This is a genomic window from Pannonibacter sp. (assembly GCF_051860505.1).
Taxonomy (GTDB): Bacteria; Pseudomonadota; Alphaproteobacteria; order Rhizobiales; family Stappiaceae; genus Pannonibacter.
Window position 1 is genome coordinate 61,949 of sequence record NZ_JBHYDX010000013.1, and the last position, 21,909, is coordinate 83,857.

Below are 21,909 nucleotides of genomic sequence, written 5' to 3' on the forward strand. Positions count from 1 at the left end.
GGGATTGTCCTACAGGCTCGGCGTGAAAAAGATCAGGGCAGCGCAAGCGCCGCCGGATCCGCTGCTTTCAACGAAACAGATTCGCCGCAGCCGCAAGCAGACACTTCGTTCGGATTGCGGAAGACAAAACCCGCCCGGAACTTGGTCACTTCGAAATCCATCTCGGTGCCGATCAGGAACAGGACGGCTGACGGATCAATGAAAATCCGGGCACCCTCGACCTCGATCACATCATCGCGCGGGTTGGCCTCCTCGACCATCGACATGGTGTATTCCATGCCGGCGCAGCCGCCCTTCTTGATGCCGACGCGCAAGCCGAGTTTCGGCGTGTCGGCGTCCTGCATCAGTTCCTGCACGCGGGCAACTGCTGCCGGGGTGACTTTCATGATCTGAAACTTGCTGGCCGATGCCATCGTCCGTTTTCCTTCAGCGCCTTGCGCCTCTGTCATGCGTCCAGGACCAGTATATGGGCATGCCGGCCGGGATGCAAAAGACCTGTCTTAATACCAGTTCAGCGCAACCCGCGCCTCTTCCGACATGCGATCGGGCGTCCAGGGTGGATCGAATACCATCGAGACGGAAACATCACCCACACCAGGTACTGCACCGATGGCATTCTCGACCCAGCCCGGCATCTCGCCGGCGACCGGGCAACCCGGTGCGGTCAAGGTCATGTCGACCTTCACAGAGCGGTCATCCTCGATGTCGACCTTGTAGATGAGGCCAAGTTCATAGATGTCGCAGGGGATTTCCGGGTCGTAGACCGTCTTGAGCGCGGCCACGATGTCATCGGTCAGGCGCGCCAGTTCCTCCTGCGGAATGCCCGCCGCAACTGGCTCGTGCGCCGTCTCCAGTGTTTCAGCGGCCTTCAGGCCGTCCAGCCGCACAGCGGACGTGTCATCCATGGGGGTCCCCTCAGGCAAAGAACTTCTGCGCCTTCAACAAGGCCTCAACCAGCACATCGACTTCCTCGAATGTGTTGTAAAGGCCGAAGCTGGCGCGACAGGTGGAAGTGACGCCATAGCGTGCGAGCAGCGGCTGGGCGCAATGGGTGCCCGCCCGGACAGCGACACCCGAGCGATCAATGATGGTGGCGACATCATGGGCATGGGCGCCCTGCATTTCGAAAGCGATAATTGCGCCCTTGCCGGGTGCGCTGCCAAAGACGCGCAACGAATTGATGCCCGACAGCCGCACCATGGCATAGTCCAGAAGCGCGGCCTCGTGACGGGCGATGTTGTCTCGGCCAAGGCTCTCCATGTAGGTCAGTGCGGCACCGAGCCCGATCGCCTGGACGATCGGAGGCGTGCCGGCCTCGAAGCGATGCGGCGGATTTGCGTAACTGACGATGTCTTCGGTCACCTCGGCAATCATCTCGCCGCCACCGCAGAACGGGCGCATGGCCTTCAGCGCCTCCATCTTGCCGTAGAGCACGCCGATGCCGGTCGGGCCGTAGACCTTGTGGCCGGTGAAGACATAGAAGTCGCAGTCGATGTCGCGCACGTCGACCGGCATGTGCACGGCGGCCTGGCTGCCGTCGACCAGCACCTTGATGCCGCGCGCATGGGCAATCCGGCAGATCTCCTTCACCGGCACCACGGTGCCCAGCACGTTGGACATGTGGGTGATGGCAACCAGCTTGGTCCGGTCCGTCAGCGCAGCCTCGAAGGCGTCGAGGTCAAAGGAGCCGTCCTCGCGCACATAGACCCATTTCAGCACCGCGCCATTGCGCTCTCTGTGGAAGTGCCAGGGCACGATGTTGGAGTGGTGCTCCATGATCGACAGGACAATCTCGTCGCCCGGCCCGAAGGTCTCCGGCCCGAGGCCGTAGGAAACCAGATTGATGGCCTCGGTGGTCGAGCGGGTGAAGATGATCTCGTCGCCGCTGCCGGCGTTCAGGAAGCGGCGAACGGTCTCGCGGGCAGCCTCATACGCTTCAGTCGCGGCATTTGAAAGAAAGTGCAAGCCACGGTGAACATTGGCATATTCACTGGAATACGCCTTCACCATCGCGTCGATCACGGCCTGTGGCTTCTGGGCCGAGGCGCCGTTGTCGAGATACACCAGCGGCTTGCCATAGACCTGCCGCGACAGGATCGGGAAATCCTTGCGGATGGTCTCGACATCATAGGCCTTGTCGAGTGTTGCCGTCGCGACCGTCATGCCGCCTGCTCCAGGGTTCTTGTGGGGCCAGCTCATAGTGCCAGCCCCCGCCCCGGCCGTCTGCCGGGAGCGGATATCGTTTCAGCCAACCTGTCCCGACCGGATGCCGGGACGGGCGATTGCGGCGCTTCAGGCGACTGCGAGCCAGTCGCGCACGCGCTGTTCCAGAACGTCTGTCACGTCGTCCTCGCCGAACTCCTCGATGGCTTCCGACAGGAAGGCCATGACCAGGAGGGTGCGGGCTTCGGCTTCCGGAATGCCACGGGCGCGCAGATAGAACAGAAGGTCCTCGTCGATCTGGCCGCAGGTGGCACCATGGGCACAGATAACGTCGTCGGCGAAGATTTCCAGTTCCGGCTTGTTGGCCATTTCCGCGCCTTCAGACAGGAGCAGAGCCTGGGTCATCATCTCGCCATCGGTCTTCTGGGCGTGCTGGGCCACGTTGATGCGGCCCTGATAGACGCCGCGCGCCTCATCGTCGAGCACGGCTTTGAAGAACTCGCGGCTGTTGCAGTGCGGCACGGCATGGTCGACGATCAGGGTCTGGTCGGCGAGCGCCTTGCCGCGCGCCATCGAGACGCCGTAGATCTTGGCTTCCGAGTGCTCACCGGCAAAAGCGACGAACTGCTGGTTGCGGGCGAACTCAGGCCCTGCGATGAAGCCAAGGGTCTTCAGCTCGGCTTCCGCGCCAAGACGCGACAGGGTGGTGGCAAGCACGACGCCGGCCGCTTCGCGGGTCAGAAGACGGGTCGAGGCAAGCTTGGCCTTGTCGGCAACAACGTAGTCGAAAACGGCGTTGATCTCCCCTGCCCCTGCGTTACCAGCGAAGGTCTCGATCAGACGCAGCTGCGCGCCCTCAGCCAGCTCGACGCGGCAGCGGGTGACCTGTGCCCCTTCGCTGACGGCGATCTGGATCAGCTCGACCGGCTTTGCGATCTCGGCACCCGCCTTCACGGACAGCACGACGCCGCCCTGGACGAAGGCGGTGTTGAGCGCCAGCACGCCATCTGACCCGGCCGACTTCGGCTGGGCCAGCAGCGCAGCGCCGCCTTCACCGGCCAGGGCCGTGCTGAAATCCGTGACGCTGGCGCCTTCAGCGGCCAGCGCCGCCACATCGCTGAGCCCCGGCAGGAAACTGCCGTTGGCGATGACAATGCGGAAGCGGTCGAGGTCGCCCAGGAGACCGGCCGACGCGAGCGCCGCCTTGGCCTCGGCCTCGGAGACAGCGGCGGCAAGCGGGGCAGCCGCCTTCAGGAAGGCGCGCAGGTCCGAGTACTTGTACTCCTCGACCCGGCGGTGCGGCAGGCCCTTGGCCCGGAGCTGCGCGGCGGCCTGCGCTCGCAGCGCTGCCACCGGCGCGGACCCGGCAAGACCCGCCTGCGCGGCGTCGAACCGGTCCAGAAGACCGGTTTCTGCCTGCGTCAGAGTGATCGGTGTGGTCACGTTCATCTCTCCGGCCCCGCTCAGGCTGCTTCGCCGACGTAGTCAGCGTAGCCGTTCTTTTCCAGCTCCAGCGCCAGCTCCTTGCCGCCGGTCTTGACGATCCGGCCCTTCGACAGGACATGGACGACGTCAGGCACGATGTGGTCGAGCAGACGCTGGTAGTGGGTGATGACGATCATCGAGCGCTCCGGCGAGCGCAGCTTGTTGACGCCTTCCGAAACAATGCGCAGGGCGTCGATGTCGAGGCCGGAGTCCGTCTCGTCGAGGACGCAGAGCTTGGGCTGCAGCAGCGCCATCTGCAGGATTTCCGAGCGCTTCTTCTCGCCGCCGGAGAAGCCGACGTTGAGCGGACGCTTCAGCATGTCCATGGTGACGTTAAGGTCAGCGGCCTTGGACTTGACCAGCTTCAGGAAGTCCGGGATCGACAGCTCGGCCTCGCCGCGCGCCTTGCGCTGAGCGTTGAGGGCCGTCTTCAGGAATTCCATCGTGGCAACGCCCGGGATCTCGATCGGATACTGGAAGGCCAGGAACACGCCGGCAGCGGCGCGGGCATCGGCTTCCATGTCCAAAAGGTTCTCGCCGTTGAACAGGATCTCGCCTTCGGTGACTTCATAGTCTTCCTTGCCGGCGAGGATGTAGGACAGGGTGGACTTGCCCGACCCGTTCGGCCCCATGATGGCATGGATCTCGCCCGGGTTCACAGTCAGGTTGATGCCGCGCAGGATCTCGGTGCCGTCTTCGGCGATGCGGGCGTGCAGGTTCTTGATCTCAAGCATATCTATCTCGCTCGTCTGGTCTCTTCGCAGTTCGACAACTGCTGCAAATCGTTTGATGTCATTCAACTATTCGGACGGAACAAACCGCTGCGTGACTTCAATTGATCCGACAATGTTTGCGTTGAACTCTCCAAGCTCTTCAGCGGGTACCCAGAGTTCTTCATGTTGACGCCCTCCTACGATCTTCCGTTCAAAACGGGAAATGTAGTTGGCATCGACATCGAACCTGGTGACGTACCCATGCTTTGAACCTGTCACCGTGTTCCATTCGCGCGCAATTTGCGCGGCGTAGTCTTCGTTCGTGACCGGATAGAAGATCGGCTGATCGGGAAGCCTGGGAGGGAATGCCCTCCAACCGCTCTGTTCGATCAGCTTCAGTTCTTCCAGTCCCACCGGTCGGTAAAGCGTTACCGTCTTCGGCATGGAATTGTCCCTCGCGGTTTGTCGGACATCATGTAGACGCAGCCTGACATGTGGCCTTCCCGTTGCCGCCGCAGATCCCCGGGACAAGCCCGAGGATGACGAGCGGAGAGCTTTTAGCCGACCGAGCCTTCAAGGCTGATCGAGATCAGCTTCTGGGCTTCGACGGCGAATTCCATCGGCAGCTGCTGGATCACGTCCTTGACGAAGCCATTGACGATCAGGGCGACGGCCTCTTCCTGCGACAGGCCGCGGGCCATGCAGTAGAACATCTGGTCGTCCGAGATCTTCGAGGTGGTGGCCTCGTGCTCGAACTGGGCCGAGGCGTTCTTTGCCTCGATATAGGGCACCGTGTGTGCGCCGCAGTCCTGGCCGATCAGCAAGCTGTCGCACTGGGTGAAGTTGCGCGCATTCGAGGCCTTGCGGTGCGCCGAGACGAGACCACGATAGGTGTTCTGCGACTTGCCGGCGGAAATGCCCTTGGAGATGATGCGGCTCGACGTGTTCTTGCCGAGATGGATCATCTTGGTGCCGCTGTCGACCTGCTGGTGACCGTTGGAAACGGCGATCGAGTAGAACTCGCCGCGCGAATTGTCGCCGCGCAGGATGCAGGACGGGTACTTCCAGGTGATGGCCGAGCCGGTTTCCACCTGGGTCCAGGAGATCTTGGAGTTCTTGCCACGGCAGTCGCCACGCTTGGTGACGAAGTTGTAGATGCCGCCCTTGCCGTCCTTGTCGCCGGGGAACCAGTTCTGGACGGTGGAATACTTGATCTCGGCGTCATCGAGGGCGATCAACTCGACCACGGCGGCATGCAGCTGGTTTTCGTCCCGCTGCGGTGCGGTGCAGCCTTCGAGATAAGACACATAGGCGCCCTTCTCGGCGATGATCAGCGTGCGCTCGAACTGGCCGGTGTTCTTCTCGTTGATGCGGAAATAGGTCGACAGTTCCATCGGGCAGCGCACACCCTCCGGGATGTAGACGAAGGAGCCATCCGAGAACACGGCGGAATTCAGCGTGGCGTAGTAGTTATCCGTGACCGGAACCACCGAGCCGAGATACTTGCGGACCAGGTCCGGGTACTCGCGCAGGGCCTCGGAGATGGAACAGAAGATGACGCCGGCCTTCTTCAGCTCGTCCTTGAAGGTGGTGACGACGGAGACGCTGTCGAACACGGCATCGACGGCGACGCGGTTCTTCGGCTCGACGCCGGCCAGGATTTCCTGCTCGCGCAGCGGGATGCCGAGCTTTTCATAGGTCCGCAGCAGTTCCGGATCGACCTCGTCGAGGCTCATCGGGCCGGCAACGCTCTTCGGCGCGGCCCAGTAGTAGAGATCCTGCAGGTCGATCGGCGGATAGTCGACGCGGGCCCAGGTCGGCTCGGTCATGGTCTGGAACCGGCGCAGCGCATCGAGGCGCCATTCGGTCATCCACTCCGGCTCGTCCTTCTTCGCCGACAGGAAGCGGACGGTATCCTCGCTGAGGCCGCGCGCACCCGTTTCCGACTCGATATCGGTGACGAAGCCATACTTGTACTGGTCGACGTCAATCGCCTTTACCCGGTCGATTGTTTCCTGCACAGCGGGCATTGTCTTCAACTCCATGCTACCGGCTTCAAGGGCCGGTTCGTCTGGTTTTGCCGCAGTCTGCGGCGCTTTTTTTGCCGGTTTGCGCCAGGCAAACCGAAGGTCAGGGATCTGCCGCCGGACTTGCATCCAGGGCGGCAGTGGCATGGGAACGGAGCCGGCCTCAGGCCGCCCGGTCCACCGCAGCCGGATTGACCCGGCGTGCGACCTCTCCCCAGATGTCAAGAAACCGGGCCACATCGGCCTCGGTCGTGGTCCAGCCGAGGCTGACCCGAATGGCGCAGCGCGCCAAATCTTCATTCACGCCCATGGCGGCAAGCACATGCGACACGCCAACCTTGCCCGACGAACAGGCTGAGCCCGACGACACGGCGGCGCCCTTGAGATCGCAGGCGATCAGCGCCAGTTCAGCCGGCACATCCGGAACCGCAAAGCAGGTCGTATTGACGAGGCGTTCCGCAGCCGCCGAAAAGATCACGGCTGACTTACATATATCGCGCAGGCCAAGTTCGAGAAGGTTGCGCAGGCGCAAAAGCTCCGCCGTTTCTGCATGGCAGTCAGCGATGTCACGCGCAGCTGCTCCGAAGCCGGCAATGGCAGCGACATTTTCTGTCCCAGCCCGTCGGTGATGTTCCTGGCCACCACCGACCAGAAGCGCTGCCGGCGCGACGGCGGATGAGGAAAGCACCAAGGCACCGATGCCCTGCGGTCCACCCAACTTGTGTGCAGACAGGCTGATGGCATGGGCCTGCCAAGCCTTCGGGGCCAGCGGCATCCGGCCAGCCGCCTGGACAGCGTCGACATGGAACAGACCGCTGCAGGCAGCAACGCGGTCGCCGATCTCGGCCAGCGGCTGGATGATCCCGGTTTCGTTGTTCGCGGCCATGACGCTGACCAAAGCCGGGCCACCCTCGGCCAGAAGCTGGTCAAGATGGTCAAGCCGGATGCGACCGTCGGCATCGACCTCGATCACGCGGATCTGGCGCGGCGAAAAGCGACCACCGGACCGGACGCTCGGATGTTCCACAGCGGAGATCAACAAACGTTCGGGATAGATCGGCCCCTCCGCTCCGGCCCAGGCGGGCGACAGCGCAAGGGCGTTGGCTTCCGTCGCACCACTGGTGAAGATCACCGAACGCGCCTTTACACCACAGAAGCCGGCGATATCCTCCCGCGCGCCCTCGACAAGGCCGCGCGCACGACGCCCGTCCGCATGAACGGACGACGGGTTGCCGGTCAGGTCCAGGGCCGCAAGCATGGCCGAACGCGCCTGCGGCCTGAGCGGCGCAGAGGCATTGTGGTCCAGATACAGGCGGTGTGCAGCGGTGGTCATTGCCGTTTGCCAAAGATCCGAGCAGGAGTGTTCAGGGCTAGGCGACCGGATCGCGACCAAATTACGTCAACGGCAACGGAAAACTTGATCTTCCCTGCCGTGATGATGATAAGTGCGCCGAGCGCTCGAACGCGGACCGCGAGGCAAGTCTGCCTACCGGTCCGAGTTTGAACCATTCTAAAGAAGGTTCTAGAAACTCGGAACCCGAAAGTCAAGTTTAGACCTCCGGGATTTCACGTATCTTGGACCCGCATCGAACCGGATCTGGCTCCGGGAAAACTCAAAAGGACATCGCGCTTCATGCCCGAGGTGATCTTCAACGGCCCGGCCGGACGACTGGAAGGCCGTTTCCATCCCGCCAAGCGGCGGAATGCGCCGATCGCTCTGGTGCTGCACCTGCATCCGCAGTTCGGCGGCACCATGAACAACCAGATCGTCTACCAGCTCTATTACATGTTCGCGCAGCGGGGATTCGCTGTGCTGCGCTTCAACTTCCGCGGTGTCGGCCGGTCGCAGGGGTCATTTGATCACGGACAGGGTGAACTGTCGGATGCTGCTGCCGCGCTGGACTGGGTGCAGACCGTGCATCCCGACGCCCGCGCGTGCTGGATCGCCGGGTTTTCGTTTGGCGCCTGGATCGGCATGCAGCTGCTGATGCGGCGCCCGGAAGTGGAAGGCTTCATTTCGGTTGCCCCTCCGGCGAACCTGCATGACTTCTCGTTCCTCGCCCCCTGCCCGTCTTCGGGTCTCATTGTCCATGGCGACAATGACAAGGTGGTGCCGCAGAAGGATGTGCAGAACCTCGTCGACAAGCTGAAGACGCAGAAGGGCATCATCATCGACCACGAGACGATCCCAGGCGCGAACCACTTCTTCGAAAACAGCATCGACGACCTGATGCTGCGCTGCGGCACCTATCTCGACAAGCGCCTCGGCCTCGATACGCCACCTCTGATTCCGGCCCTGCCGGCAAGCGAAGATTGATCGGTCCATCGACCTGAAAATGCCAAAGGCCCGCTCACGCGGGCCCCAAACTGCTGACAAACCTCGACCTCAGCCTCGTCAACCCGGCCAAGCGCAGCGCCGAGCCGGGACCGGAGAGTCGGGGCCTCTATGGTTCAATCAGCTAACCGGGAGAGACCTAGGCTCTCCGGTCCCGGATCTCCGCTTCGCTGCGTCCGGGATGACAAAAGAGGGTTTGTCATCAGTCTAAGCCCGCCAAACGGCGGGCTTTTCACATTTCGGGTGGCTGGCGCTTACTGGCCCGGCGTCCACGCGTCATAGTCGCCGGTCACTTCCGGGCGCTTGTTTTCTGTGAGGATCGAGCCCTGCGGGCGATAGGCCAGCGGCGTTCCGGTGCGGTTCTGCTGATGCGGGGCCTGCCAGGACTTGGCATGGTAGGTTTCATCGACAGGGGCAACGTCAACGCGGTGATGCATCCAGCCATGCCAGCCAGGAGGAATGGTCGAGGCTTCCGCGAGGCCGTTATAGATGACCCAGCGCTTCTTGCCGCCACGCTCACGGTAGTACTTGTTGCCGAATTCGTCCGCGCCGACATACTCACCCTTGCGCCAGGTGAAGAAGCGGGTGCCCATGGTCTGGCCGTTCCACCAGGTGAAAAGCTCGAGCAGAAGCTGCTTCATGATCTGCGCTCTCCTGCCGGATGTCCGGCATTTGTCAAAGGCCGGAGACCCGGCGTTGCGGATGACGGCCAGACTACCCCAGCCTGCGCCAAATTTGCGCGGAATATGACGGGAGTTTCTGCCCCTGTCCAGCGGCTTGGGGACGACCGGGCCAAGTGCCACATCCGGATGACACGACGAGCGTGGGTGCCGGGCCGCGATGGTCTCGGGCCGGCTCAGGCGTCTGCCTTTGCCTGCTTCAGTGCGGCAAATGCTTCCAGTTTTGCTGCCTTGATGCGGCGGGCAGCGGGTGTCTCGACCTTGACAGGGCGCTTGACCGGGCTGATCGGTCCAGTGGCCGGGATTGTGGCAACCGGTCGCGCCACCGGCTGGCGAACGGGTTGCCGCGCCTTGGGCGAATCAGTCTGCTGTTGCAGATCAGCGTTGAACACCAGTTCCACCGCTTCCAACGCTTCCTGATACTTGCGCGTGGCACGCTCGTGATAGGCCCGGGCGCTGTCGAGCGTCTGCAGTTTCCCTGCCTGGGCATCGAGCAAGTCGCCGACCCCGTCCAGAGTATAGAAGCCATGGCGATCCGGAACGAACTCACGGCTGTCGTTCAAAAGCCAGCGCAGCCGCGAATAGAGCATAGAAGGCGATACGGGCTTCACCAGGAGATGATGCGCGCCTGCACGCAAGGCCTTGTCGACGAGGGCCCGCGTGCCATGAGCCGTGATGAACAGCAACGGCACGAAGCACAAGGGCGCCATGTTCTTGTGCCGGATCAGCCGCAGCAGCTGGTAGCCGCTGGCCGGTTCCATCTTCCAGTCAGCAAGAATGAGATTGGGCGGCTCGGTCAGCATCGCCTCAAGCGCCGAATCAACCGTATCGAAGACGCGGACGCGCTCCACCTTGAAGCTGAGCAGGATGGACCTGAGGATCGCCTGCATCTGGCGCGAGTCCTCGACGATGACCACGTCGAGCGCTTCCAGCGGCAAGCCATAGGCAGCATGATGATATTTCATTTGCGCTTGCGGGCCCCCAACACAGACCGAGGCCCTACCCATCGCATGGCGGCACTTAAACCGCGTTCAATTGCGCCGCACGGGTTTTCGTCAAATTGTCACCAAAACGGATGAAGCTGGCACCGCCGGTCAACAGCGGCGCCGAAGCCCCTGATCCGGCTGCAAAACCGGTTCGTCGGGCAGCTTGCCGAGAGTTGTCCACCAAACTCCCCGATTTCCACAGCCACCACAATATTTAGATTGGATGGCTGGCTAACACACAACCGATAGCCCTTGGCAGCTTGACGGTAACGAACGATTCACACTAATGTCGCAAACATAGGGTGTGCGTAACCGGGGCCGGATTTTCTCCTGCCCCCCTCCAGTAACAAGTTGATATGGCGTCATCGCCCGGTCGAGACCTGACCAGGCGGATCAGCCATGTTTGCCGTGTTATCCGGCCTGCCCGGACTGGAAAATGCCGCAGGGGCAAGATCCCCTACGGACGGCTGCTGACTTTGGCTGCAGCCGGGATGAACAACTGGCAGGCCCCGCAACAAGACCGGGGCCCGATGAAACAGGGCGGCGACAGGTCACCGCCTGGAAGCGTATGCTGTCCAGGCTCGGTTTCTGTTTGCCTCGATGGACGTCTGCGGGCGTCCCATATGGCGTAGCGAAGGGGGCATGGGAATGCGGATTGAGCGGCGTTACACCAGGGACGGGCAGTCACCCTACGCTGACATCGAGTTCACGACGACCACGAGCGAGATCCGCAATCCGGATGGCTCCATCGTCTTCCGCCTGGAAAACATTGAGGTTCCGGCGCAGTTTTCGCAGGTTGCTGCCGACATCCTGGCGCAGAAGTATTTCCGCAAGGCCGGGGTCCCCGCGCGCCTGAAAGCTGTCGAAGAAAACACCGTTCCGTCCTGGCTGTGGCGCCAGGAAGCCGACATGGCGGCGCTCGCCGGCCTGCCCGAGAAGGAGCGCTTCGGCTCGGAGACCGACGCCCGCCAGGTTTTCGACCGTCTCGCCGGCACCTGGACCTACTGGGGCTGGAAGGGCGGCTATTTCGACAGCGAAGCCGACGCCCGCGCCTTCTTTGACGAACTGCGCTTCATGCTGGCGACCCAGAAGGTGGCGCCGAACAGCCCGCAGTGGTTCAACACCGGCCTGCACTGGGCCTATGGCATCGATGGTCCCGGCCAGGGCCACTATTACGTCGATTTCCAGACCGGCGAGCTGACCCGGTCGACCTCGGCCTATGAACACCCGCAGCCGCATGCCTGCTTCATCCAGTCGGTCGAGGACGATCTCGTCAACGAGGGCGGCATCATGGACCTGTGGGTGCGCGAGGCGCGCCTGTTCAAGTATGGCTCCGGCACAGGTTCCAACTTCTCGCGCCTGCGCGGTGAAGGCGAGAAGCTGTCCGGCGGCGGCCGCTCGTCCGGCCTGATGAGCTTCCTCAAGATCGGTGACCGGGCAGCCGGTGCCATCAAGTCCGGCGGCACCACGCGCCGCGCGGCCAAGATGGTCGTGGTCGATGTCGACCATCCGGACATCGAGGACTACATCTCCTGGAAGGTGAAGGAAGAGCAGAAGGTGGCCGCGCTCGTCACCGGCTCCAAGATCTGCCAGAAGCACCTGACCGCGATCATGAAGGCCTGCGTCAACTGCGAGGCCGACAATGGCGAGTGCTTTGACCCGGCCAAGAACCCGGCGCTGAAGCGCGAAATCCGCGCCGCCAAGAAGATGATGGTGCCGGAAAACTACATCCGCCGCGTCATCCAGTTCGCGCGCCAGGGCTACACCTCGATCGAATTCCCAGTCTATAACACCGACTGGGACTCGGAAGCCTATCTGACCGTTGCCGGCCAGAACTCCAACAACTCCGTGCGCGTCACCGACGGCTTCCTGAAGGCCGTGGTGGAAGATGGCACCTGGGACCTGACCGCCCGCAAGGACGGCAAGGTGCTGAAGAGCCTGAAGGCACAGGACCTGTGGGAACAGATCGGATATGCCGCCTGGGCCTCGGCCGATCCCGGCATCCAGTACCACACCACCATCAACGACTGGCACACCTGCCCGGCCTCGGGCGAGATCCGCGCATCCAACCCCTGCTCGGAATACATGTTCCTGGACGACACGGCCTGTAACCTTGCGTCGCTGAACCTGTTGCAGTTCCGCCGGCCGGACCGCTCCTTTGATGTGACGAACTACGAGCATGCCGTCCGCCTGTGGACCATCGTGCTGGAAGTCTCGGTGCTGATGGCGCAGTTCCCGTCAAAGGAAATCGCCGAGCGGTCCTACCGCTACCGCACGCTCGGCCTTGGCTATGCCAACATCGGCGGCCTGTTGATGACCGCCGGCATTCCGTATGACAGCGACGAGGGCCGCGCCTTGTGCGGCGCGCTCAGCGCCATCATGACCGGCGTGTGCTATGCCACCTCGGCCGAGATGGCTGGCGAACTCGGCGCCTTCCCGGGCTATGGCGACAACGCCGCCCACATGTTGCGCGTCATGCGCAACCACCGCCGCGCGGCTTACGGCGAGGCAGCCGGCTATGAGCTTCTCTCCACCAACCCGGTGCCGCTGGACCACGCGAACTGCCCGGACCAGACGCTGATCGAGCGGGCAAAGCTGGCCTGGGACCGCGCCCTTGAACTTGGCGAGAAGCACGGCTACCGCAACGCCCAGACGACCGTGATTGCCCCCACCGGCACCATCGGCCTTGTCATGGACTGCGACACCACCGGCATCGAACCGGACTTCGCCCTGGTGAAGTTCAAGAAGCTGGCCGGCGGCGGCTACTTCAAGATCATCAACGGCGCCGTGCCGGAAGCGCTCGAAGTGCTCGGCTACCGCGCCAGCGAGATCGCCGAGATCGAGGCCTATGCGGTCGGTCACGGCTCGCTGGACCAGGCGCCCGGCATCCACCCGGCAGCGCTGAAGGCCAAGGGCTTCTCCGACGAGAGCATCGCCAAGCTGAAGGGCTCGCTGAAGTCGGCCTTCGACATCAAGTTCGTCTTCAACCGCTGGACGCTCGGCGACGAGCAGATGGCCGCGCTCGGCGTCTCGGGCGAGCAGATGAACGACCCGGCCTTCGAACTCCTCGCCTTCCTCGGCTTCTCCAAGGCCGAGATCGAGGCTGCCAACACCCATGTCTGCGGGGCCATGACGCTGGAAGGCGCGCCGTTCCTGAAGAAGGAACACTATGCCGTCTTCGACTGCGCCAACCCCTGCGGCAAGATCGGCAAGCGCTACTTGTCGGTGGAAAGCCACATCCGCATGATGGCGGCGGCCCAGCCGTTCATTTCCGGCGCGATCTCCAAGACGATCAACATGCCGAATGACGCCACTGTCGAGGACGCCAAGGAAGCCTACATGCTGTCCTGGCGCCTCGCCCTCAAGGCCAATGCGCTGTACCGCGACGGATCGAAGCTGAGCCAGCCGCTGAATTCGCAGCTGATCGCCGACGAGGACGAGGACGCGGAAGAGGCTGCCGAGGCCATCGCCGCCAAGCCGATGGCCGCCAAGGCGGAAGTCATCGCCGAGCGCATCGTCGAGCGGATCATCGAGCGCACCATCCGCTCGCGCGAAAAGATGCCGGACCGGCGCAAGGGCTACACCCAGAAGGCCCGCGTCGGCGGCCACAAGGTGTATCTGACCACCGGCGAATACCAGGATGGCCGCCTCGGCGAGATCTTCATCGACATGCACAAGGAAGGCGCCGCCTTCCGCTCCCTGATGAACAACTTCGCCATCGCCATCTCGCTCGGCCTGCAATATGGCGTGCCGCTGGAGGAATATGTCGACGCCTTCACCTTCACCCGGTTCGAGCCGGCGGGCATGGTGCAGGGCAACGAGGCGATCAAGAACGCGACCTCGATCCTCGACTACATCTTCCGCGAGCTGGCCGTGTCCTATCTCGGCCGTCATGACCTGGCCCATGTTGCCCCCGAGGCCATCGGCAACACGGCCATGAGCGCGGGCCCGAACGAGGGCCGGGGCAGCGAACCGGGCGTCGTCTCACATGGTCTCGTGCGCGGCCAGACCGAACGCTTCCGCCTGGTCTCGGCCAGCGGCGAGCCGGCCGGCTCCCTCACCGTTGCCCCGGTGAAGGCGGCCACCCAGCCGGTTGCCCAGACCTCGGCCGTCGCCACCGCCTTTGCCCGCTCGGGCAACACGGAAGTGGCCCTGAAACTGGAAACCGCCCCTGCCCCGCAGGCCGCCCCCTCCTCCGCAGCCGAGCGCATCGCCCAGGCCCGGATGAAGGGCTATGAAGGCGAAAGCTGCTCGGAATGCGGCAACTTCACCATGGTCCGCAACGGCACCTGCCTGAAATGCGACACCTGTGGCTCGACGAGTGGGTGTAGTTGAGGGGATGACGTGATCCTGAGCCGCCCCGGCTGAAACGGTCAGCGGGCGGTTTGGGGGAGTTTTGGAAACGTAAACGAACCTGCCCAATCGCTAGACAGCAGGGAGATGCAACACGAAAACAAAAAACATGCCGCTTGGCACTGATGGTTTTCAATAGAACGAAAGGTGAGTAAATGCTAAAGAAGCCGACTGTTTTTCCTCTACGCCCTCAGACGACGACAATAACCCAACCAAGTCGTGTTGAGGCGAACAGGGACCTCTCCTCGTCGAACCTGCTGTCTGCTCTGCAGGCAAAGCCACAGCGTCCCGCCGGATCAGGCACGAACGCTCAGGCGTCTACAAATAACCCGAGTGCGGGAGAGCGTATCCGCTGATGGAGTGGCTTGCCGACCTCGCAACCGTAGCGGCCACTATTTTGGCAGCGTTTGGCCTGATCTGTAGTGCTCGTTCCGGCATGCTTCAAGCACGGTCGAACGACCTCAACTCTCTACTTCAGGTCACAAACCAACTACGTGAAGCGGAAGCACGTTTACTAGAGTGCGAGTCGAACTCGATTAAATACAGTGCGGAATTTGTAAACTATCTCAACCTTCTAGAAACATTCGCTACAGCGGTGAATGGAAAATTGTTTGGGAAGGCAACTCTCAAGATCGCAAGAAGTCGCCTTGTAAATGATATCGCAATACTAATGGCGGACGCCGGATCGCGCGCTGAAATCGAGAAGGCAGTAACATCAAGTTCTACTTTCCGCGAGTTGGTTCAGTTCGAGAAAAAGCACCGCCGACAAGTTGAACTTGTTAAAAAATGTATTCAGGACTTAACTGACTCCAATGCCGAACTAGTATGAAAAGCCGAGAGAGGCTGGGAATATTTCGCAAACTCCCATTTTGTTAATGATTCGCGACAATCGACTGACTAGACTTTTAGCTAATACTAGCCGACATAGATTCACGAACAAGACTCGAGAGCCATACTCGGCACATGTAAGACGATCGACTGGCAAGATTGTCTTCCAAGGCTGACAAACAAGATAGCGGTAGAGCGTGAGATCGTTTACTTGACAGAACCCCTAAGAATAGCGACCGAAATATCCGCGACAATTTTGACCACATAAAAACTGGACCGAAAAAGCTCAATCACTATAAGTCATTTCGGTATCTCATCAATCGTGCTCTCCCTGTGATCCAGGGAGAAGGAGAACGAGAGCCCGGGGTTGATGAGCCGGAGACTTGCAGTGCAATCCTTTGCTACTTTCGCTTTCGGATCCCAGCTCGAAGGCTGGATATCGGGCGGAGGGGCTTGAGGACGCGGAACAGGCCGGCTCTTGCTTGTGGCCTGAGCCGGGGCGGCGCGAGTGAGTGGGAGCACGCCTAATAGAACTCCGCGCTGTCCCGGCCCTGTGCCGGGACCCGTCAGGAACGCACACCCGCCAATCTCGTCGCTCCTGCGCAGGCAGGAGCCTAGTAATCGAGGCGGGTGGTGTGTGGCGGGGATCGGAATTTCTGCAACAAGCGATAGTGGTTCCTAGGCTCCTGCCTTCGCAGGAGCGACGATGGGGTTTGGGCTTGAGGACAAGGAACAGGCCCCGGCTCAAGGCCGGGGCGGCGCGGTGGGTGGGTGCACGCCCCCCCAATCAAACCCTTCGCGCTGTCCCGGCCCTGTGCCGGGACCTGTCAAGGACGCACAAACGCCGGTCTCGTCGCTCCTGCGAAGGCAGGAGCCCAGTAAACGGGGCGGGTGGTGTGTGGCGGGGATCTGAATTTCTGCAACTCAGGCCAGTGGTTACTGGGCTCCTGCCTGCGCAGGAGCGACGAGGGGGGTTGGGCTTGAGGACACGGAACCGGCCCCGGCGCTTGTTTGCGATCCGGGGCGGGGCGGTGGGTGGGCATCCACCTTCCAACCCTGAAAGTTTCAAGGTCCAATCCCCGCAAGGGCGGGATCGTCGGGCAGTGTGGGGTCATGAAGCAGCAAGACCCAAACGGTCTGGCTGACGACAGGAGACCCGAGATGCGTGACGCGACAGACATTCACCCGATGCCCCAAACCCGCCCGGCACAGGAGAAGCCAGCCGGCCAGAGCCTTGAGCGGGTGATCCAGGACAGGGCGGCGGTGGATCCGGGGTTCCGGGCAGCGCTGGTGGCCGATCCGCTGGCGGCGATTGCCGAGGCGTTCCGGCTGGCGCCAGCGCCGGGGCTGAAGCTTCGGGTGGTCGAGGAGCAGCCGGGCGAAGTGGTGCTGGTGCTGCCGCGAGAAACGGCCGAGGCGGATGAACTCAGCGAGGCGGAACTGGCGCAGGCTTCCGGCGGCACTGCCGTCAACGGCCAGATCACCGATGCGGTTGCCTGGGCCAACACCAAGATCCCGGGCGGATATCCCATTGCCATCGGCAACGTGTTCCTGCGGCCGGGCCGTCCGTTCTTTCCATTCTGATATCCGGACGCTGGAGCCATTCCCGGTCCTGTCACTATTCCCGGAGGAAGAGCCAAACATGAGTGATGAAGTGAGCTGGAACCGCGCTGATGTCGAGGATGTCATCCGCACGCAGGCGGAGAAGGACGCCACCTTTCGCGCCAGGCTGATCGCGGATCCGCGCGGGGCCATCGCCGAGCTGTTCCGCGCTGAGCCCAAGGCTGACCTCACCTTTACCGTGGTCGAGGAACAGCCGGGCGAAGTGGTGCTGGTGCTGCCGGCTGCAAAGGACGAACTGTCGCTGGACGAGCTGGACCAGGCCTCGGGCGGGGCAACCTATACGATCCGGTTCGAGAACCGGACGACGCCGGGCGGCTGGGTGTTCCAGAAGCCGGGACATTCCGGGTTCGGCTCCAGCATCGCCTGGCAAACCCTGCCAGGTGGGACGTCGTCACCGGTCCCGCCCTTCAGTTGGTGGATCTAGGCCGAGATGGCCGAAACAAAGCCCGGCTGTGCGTAAGGGCGGCGGAACAGCGAAGCGTCGCCGGGCTTAACGGTCTGGAAAGGGAATCCCGGCAGGGTTAAACCCAAATGTCTCGGCCGAGGAGCCAGCCGATGATGATCCTGAACAGCCTCAAGACCGCAGTGAGCTTTGCCGGAGGGGGCCTGACCCGCGCCACTGGCAGCAGCGGCGGGCTGTCGGGCGCGGGCGCACGGTCGACCGGTCCCCTGCCCGGCCTGACCCTCAGCGACGAGCTGGTCGAGGACATCAAGAAAAGCGTCGAGACCAGCCAGGGCCTGCAACGTTCCATGGAATCGGCCCGCGATGGAGCCCGGCGCGACAAGGTTGCCCGTGTGCAGGAAAAAGTCGCACAGCTTAAGGAACGCATCCGCTTTGCCTCGCCGCAACAGGCGAAAGCGCTGATGAAAGAGCTGAAGCAGCTCGCCAAGGAGTTCAAGGGCGCAGCGAAGGAGCTTGGCAGCGAAGCCCAGTCCCTCACCTCCCCCGCCGCCGCCGGATCCGGACTGATCCAGCCCGACGGCAGCGCCGCGACCGCCGAGATGCTGGCCGGGGAGCCACGGGTGAACCAGACCGCTTCGGCAAGCCAGACCGATGCTGGCCGCACGACCGACCCCGCCCGAACCACCGATACAGAAGATCCCGAGGGTGCGGATGCACCGGATCCGCAGGCCGACGTGCAACAGGACCTGCGCAAGGCGGTGCTGTCCTATGTCAGCGAGCAGATGCGCGAGGAAATCATGGTTGCCGGCAGCCGGGCCGAGGCGATGAAGCTGGAACGGGACGAGTTTGAAGAGATCGGCAAGGAAATCAAGTTCCTCGCCGGACAGATCGACCTCCTGCACAAGCTCGGCAAGGGCGACGGGGATGACAAGATCCGCCGCGACCGAAAAGGCGTGCTGGATGCCCTGGAAGATGGCATCGACACGCTGAATGATCCGAAGGTCATCCGGGCGATTGATGGCGCCATCGCGGCCAGATCGGCCCTGGGGACACAGCCGGATGCCCTCTCGGAGCCGGTGACGGCCAACGTCTCGCCCCAGCTGGGAAGCCTTGCCTACAGCCTGCAGACGACCGCGTCGCTGACCGCTCCTGCGGCGGGCCGAGTGGCCTGACCAGCAGCCTCAGGCCTTCCGGCCCTCGTCCCTGCCCGGCAATCCACCTCTCCGAGATTCGTGAAATATCGTTAACGCCAGCACGCCCAAGCGCGCACAAGGGCTTATCGGATCACAACCGCCATACACGCAGATTTCGCAACCGGATCTCCCGCTTGGCGCGCATTCGTTACACTTGCAATGATTGTCATCAGTTAACAAAAGATTAACACTCCCCTGCGGCGGCACCGAATCCTGACCCGGGCCAGGTTATGCGTGAGGGGTAAACCATGCGGATCCAGCGTCATTTCACCCGCGCGGGAAACTGCGCCTACAGCGACATCAGCTTCAGGACCCATACCAGTGACATGCGCAGCCCGGACGGGCGGGTGCTGTCACGCATGGACGGCATCGAGGTTCCGGCCCAGTTCTCACAAGTGGCGGCCGATGTCTTGTGCCAGAAATACCTGCGCCGGCGCGGCGTCCCGGCCCGGCTGGTGAAGGTGGCCGAGGACGGGGTGCCCGAATGGCTGCAACGCAGCGTCGCCGATGAGGCCGCGCTGGCCGACCTGCCGGAGAGCCTGCGCTATGGCAGCGAAACATCGGCCCGCCAGGCCTTCGACCGGCTCACTGGGGCCTGGACCTACTGGGGCTGGAAGACCGGAACCTTCGCCAGCGAAGACGATGCACGCGCGTTCCACGACGAGATGCGGGCCATGATGGCGCGGCAGGTGGCCGCGCCCAGTTCGCCGCAATGGTTCAACGCCGGGCTCTACTGGGCCTATGGCATTGCCGGCGAGGCGCAAGGCCACTGGACGATCGACCTTGCCACGGGTGCGCCGGTCCCCTCGGCCAACGCTTATGAACGGCCGCAGGTGCATGCCAGCATCATCCTGTCGGTCGAGGACGATCTGGTGAAGGAAAACGGCATCATGGACCTTTGGGTCCGCGAGGCGCGTCTGTTCAAATACGGGTCCGGCGTCGGCTCGAATTTCTCGCGCCTGCGCGGGGCTGGCGAGCCGCTCGATCATGGCGGCCGTTCCGCAGGGCTCCTGTCGTTTCTGAAAGTGGGCGATGTGGCAGCGGGCAGCCTCCGGACCGGGGCAACCACCCGGGCGGCAGCCAAGATGGTGGTGGTCGACATCGACCATCCGGACATCGAAGCCTTCATCGACTGGAAGGTGCAGGAGGAAGAAAAGGTCGCGGCGCTGGTCGCCGGCTCAAAGCTCGCCAAGCAATGCCTGACACGGCTCGGCGACCTGATCAGCCAGTTGCATGACCGGCATTTTGCCGATGCCGCCTTCAAGCGGGACCTGGACCAGGCATTGGCCGATGCCAGGGCCGCCCTCATTCCCGACAGCTACATCCAGCGCATCCTGCAATATGCAAGGCAGGGCGAGGATGGGCTCGAGATGAAGACCTATGACATCAACTGGGATTCGGAGGCCTATCGCACGGTCGCCGGGCAGAACGCCAACAATTCGGTTCGTCTGCCCGACGCCTTCCTTGAAGCTGTTGATGCGGATGCGCCCTGGCATCTGGCTGGACGGACCGGACCTGGCCATGGCCGCGCGGTCTCGGCCAGGGCGCTGTGGCAGCGGATCACCCGGGCAGCCTGGGCTTCGGCTGATCCGGGGCTCCAGTTCGATACCGCGATCAACGACTGGCACACCTGTCCGAACGGCGGACGGATCAACGGATCCAATTCCTGTTCGGAGTTCATGTTCCTGGACGACAGCGCCTGTGTGCTGGCCTCGCTCAACCTGATGGCCTTCCGCAAGGCCGATGGCTATATCGACATTACGGCCTACCGACACGCGGTGCGGCTGTGGACCATCAGTCTCGACATCTCGACCAGCATGGCGCAGCACCCCTCCCGGGCGGTGGCGTTGAACACCCATGCCTTCCGGCCACTGGGCCTTGGCTATGCCAATCTCGGCGGTCTCCTGATGTCGCTGGGGCTCGGCTATGACAGCGACCGGGCGCGGGCCACGGCGGCTGCGCTCACGGCCATCCTGACCGGAACCGCCTACGCGACCTCGGCGGAGCTTGCCGAACGCCTCGGCGCCTTCCCGGGGCTGGCGAGCAACACGGCGGCCATGGCGCGGGTCCTGCGCAATCACCAGAAGGCGGCCCGCGGGGAAACCTGCCTTGACGCCTATGAGGACCTGTACAAGCTGCCACTGGCGCTGGATCTTGCCTCTCTGGAGGATACCGGCCTCGCAGAGGCGGCCGCCACTGCCTTTGATGCCGCGCTGGTGCAAGGCGCAAAGCACGGGTGGCGCAATGCACAGGTCAGCCTGATCGCGCCGACGGGAACCATCGGCCTTGTCATGGACTGCGCCACGACCGGGATCGAGCCGGACTTTGCCCTGGTGAAGTACAAGACCTTGGCCGGTGGAGGGTTCTTCAAGATCATCAACGCAATGGTCCCGGACGCACTGCGCCAGCTCGGATATCCCGAACATGAGGTTCGCGACATTGTCGCCCATGTGGTGGGGCATGGCACACTGGCCCAGGCGCCAGCAATCAACCTGGCGGCGCTGGCAGCCAAGGGCGTGCCGCAGGACAGCCTCGATGCGCTCGAAGCTGCATTGCCGAGCGCCTCGCATCTGCGCGACGTGCTGACCCCGCTCGTGCTCGGCGCCGAGGCAATGGCTGAGGCGCTCGGATTGACGCCAGAGACGGTGCGCAGGCCGGACTTCGACCTGCCGCAAGCCCTTGGCTTCAGCCGGATGGAACTGGAAGTTGCCAGCGCGCATGCCTGCGGCCTGCAAACCGTCGAGGGCGCGCCGCACCTGCGGCCGGAGCATCTGCCGGTGTTCGATTGCGCGACGGCCTGCGGCCGCAACGGCACGCGCTGGCTGACGATGGAGGCGCATGTGCGGATGATGGCCGCAGCGCAGCCCTTCTTGTCCGGCGCGATCTCCAAAACCGTCAACCTGCCGCGCCAGGCCAGCGTTGCAGACTGCGAGGCGGCCTATCGCCTGGCCTTTGACCTGGGGCTCAAGGCGATTGCGCTCTACCGCGATGGATCCAAGTTGTCACAGCCGCTGTCGGTGAGCGGGTCCCATGCCGATCCGATCGCGGAACTGTTTGTCGCCGCTCCCGAGCGGAGCATCGCAGAGCGGCGGGCCGACCGGGTGGCCTCCGGCTGATCGG

General features: G+C 63.0%; 17 protein-coding genes. 7 read left to right on the top strand and 10 right to left on the bottom strand.

The annotated features are described in order from the left end of the window. Positions 1-32: 32 nt before the first annotated feature. The 8 genes from sufA to ACTIFE_RS11005 form a co-directional block, all read right to left on the bottom strand. Positions 33-413, bottom strand: a complete 381-nt coding sequence (sufA, locus tag ACTIFE_RS10970) for a Fe-S cluster assembly scaffold SufA (RefSeq protein WP_439529190.1) — start codon at positions 411-413, stop codon at positions 33-35. A gap of 87 nt (positions 414-500) precedes the next feature. Then, positions 501-905 carry an SUF system Fe-S cluster assembly protein gene (locus ACTIFE_RS10975; protein WP_439529191.1) on the bottom strand — a complete coding sequence of 135 codons (405 nt, stop codon included), beginning with the start codon at positions 903-905 and terminating at the stop codon, positions 501-503. A 10-nt stretch (positions 906-915) separates the two neighbouring features. Then, positions 916-2,163 carry a cysteine desulfurase gene (locus tag ACTIFE_RS10980; RefSeq protein WP_439529192.1) on the bottom strand — a complete coding sequence of 416 codons (1,248 nt, stop codon included), beginning with the start codon at positions 2,161-2,163 and terminating at the stop codon, positions 916-918. 129 nt (positions 2,164-2,292) lie between these two features. Beyond that, entirely contained in the window at positions 2,293-3,612 is a 1,320-nt protein-coding gene (sufD, locus tag ACTIFE_RS10985; RefSeq protein WP_439529193.1) for a Fe-S cluster assembly protein SufD, read from the bottom strand. Between the two features lie 14 nt (positions 3,613-3,626). Further along, positions 3,627-4,382, bottom strand: a complete 756-nt coding sequence (sufC, locus tag ACTIFE_RS10990; RefSeq protein ID WP_106753204.1) for a Fe-S cluster assembly ATPase SufC — start codon at positions 4,380-4,382, stop codon at positions 3,627-3,629. 66 nt (positions 4,383-4,448) lie between these two features. Then, a complete protein-coding gene (locus ACTIFE_RS10995; protein ID WP_439529194.1) occupies positions 4,449-4,805 on the bottom strand; it encodes an ADP-ribosylation/crystallin J1 in 357 nt (118 codons plus the stop codon). Positions 4,806-4,918: 113 nt separating this feature from the next. Beyond that, positions 4,919-6,391, bottom strand: a complete 1,473-nt coding sequence (sufB, locus tag ACTIFE_RS11000) for a Fe-S cluster assembly protein SufB (protein ID WP_439529195.1) — start codon at positions 6,389-6,391, stop codon at positions 4,919-4,921. 160 nt (positions 6,392-6,551) lie between these two features. Next, positions 6,552-7,721: a cysteine desulfurase family protein gene (locus ACTIFE_RS11005; protein WP_439529196.1), complete on the bottom strand. Its 1,170-nt coding sequence runs from the start codon at positions 7,719-7,721 to the stop codon at positions 6,552-6,554. A 300-nt stretch (positions 7,722-8,021) separates the two neighbouring features. Between ACTIFE_RS11005 and ACTIFE_RS11010 the strand changes: the two genes are divergently transcribed. Beyond that, entirely contained in the window at positions 8,022-8,705 is a 684-nt protein-coding gene (locus tag ACTIFE_RS11010; RefSeq protein WP_439529197.1) for an alpha/beta hydrolase, read from the top strand. A 272-nt stretch (positions 8,706-8,977) separates the two neighbouring features. Here the strand turns inward: ACTIFE_RS11010 and ACTIFE_RS11015 are convergent, their stop codons facing one another. Then, the gene (locus ACTIFE_RS11015; RefSeq protein ID WP_439529198.1) at positions 8,978-9,364 is read right to left on the bottom strand and encodes an NADH:ubiquinone oxidoreductase subunit NDUFA12; all 387 of its coding nucleotides are present in this window, start codon (positions 9,362-9,364) and stop codon (positions 8,978-8,980) included. 215 nt (positions 9,365-9,579) lie between these two features. Further along, positions 9,580-10,368, bottom strand: a complete 789-nt coding sequence (locus ACTIFE_RS11020) for a response regulator (protein WP_439529199.1) — start codon at positions 10,366-10,368, stop codon at positions 9,580-9,582. A gap of 669 nt (positions 10,369-11,037) precedes the next feature. On the opposite strand from ACTIFE_RS11020, the gene ACTIFE_RS11025 reads away from it, so the two are divergent. The 6 genes from ACTIFE_RS11025 to ACTIFE_RS11050 all read left to right on the top strand — a co-directional run bounded on the left by ACTIFE_RS11025 (position 11,038) and on the right by ACTIFE_RS11050 (position 21,905). After that, positions 11,038-14,724, top strand: coding sequence for a vitamin B12-dependent ribonucleotide reductase (locus ACTIFE_RS11025; RefSeq protein ID WP_439529241.1), 3,687 nt, complete (start codon positions 11,038-11,040; stop codon positions 14,722-14,724). A gap of 373 nt (positions 14,725-15,097) precedes the next feature. Then, positions 15,098-15,571, top strand: a complete 474-nt coding sequence (locus ACTIFE_RS11030) for a hypothetical protein (RefSeq protein WP_439529200.1) — start codon at positions 15,098-15,100, stop codon at positions 15,569-15,571. Between the two features lie 1,160 nt (positions 15,572-16,731). Continuing rightward, entirely contained in the window at positions 16,732-17,154 is a 423-nt protein-coding gene (locus ACTIFE_RS11035; protein ID WP_439529201.1) for a hypothetical protein, read from the top strand. 58 nt (positions 17,155-17,212) lie between these two features. Further along, positions 17,213-17,617 (top strand): hypothetical protein, encoded by a 405-nt coding sequence (locus ACTIFE_RS11040; protein ID WP_439529202.1) that lies wholly within the window; start codon positions 17,213-17,215, stop codon positions 17,615-17,617. A 131-nt stretch (positions 17,618-17,748) separates the two neighbouring features. After that, on the top strand, positions 17,749-18,768 hold the full coding sequence (locus ACTIFE_RS11045; RefSeq protein ID WP_439529203.1) for a hypothetical protein: 1,020 nt from the start codon (positions 17,749-17,751) through the stop codon (positions 18,766-18,768). 269 nt (positions 18,769-19,037) lie between these two features. Beyond that, positions 19,038-21,905, top strand: coding sequence for an adenosylcobalamin-dependent ribonucleoside-diphosphate reductase (locus ACTIFE_RS11050; protein WP_439529204.1), 2,868 nt, complete (start codon positions 19,038-19,040; stop codon positions 21,903-21,905). Positions 21,906-21,909: the final 4 nt, after the last annotated feature.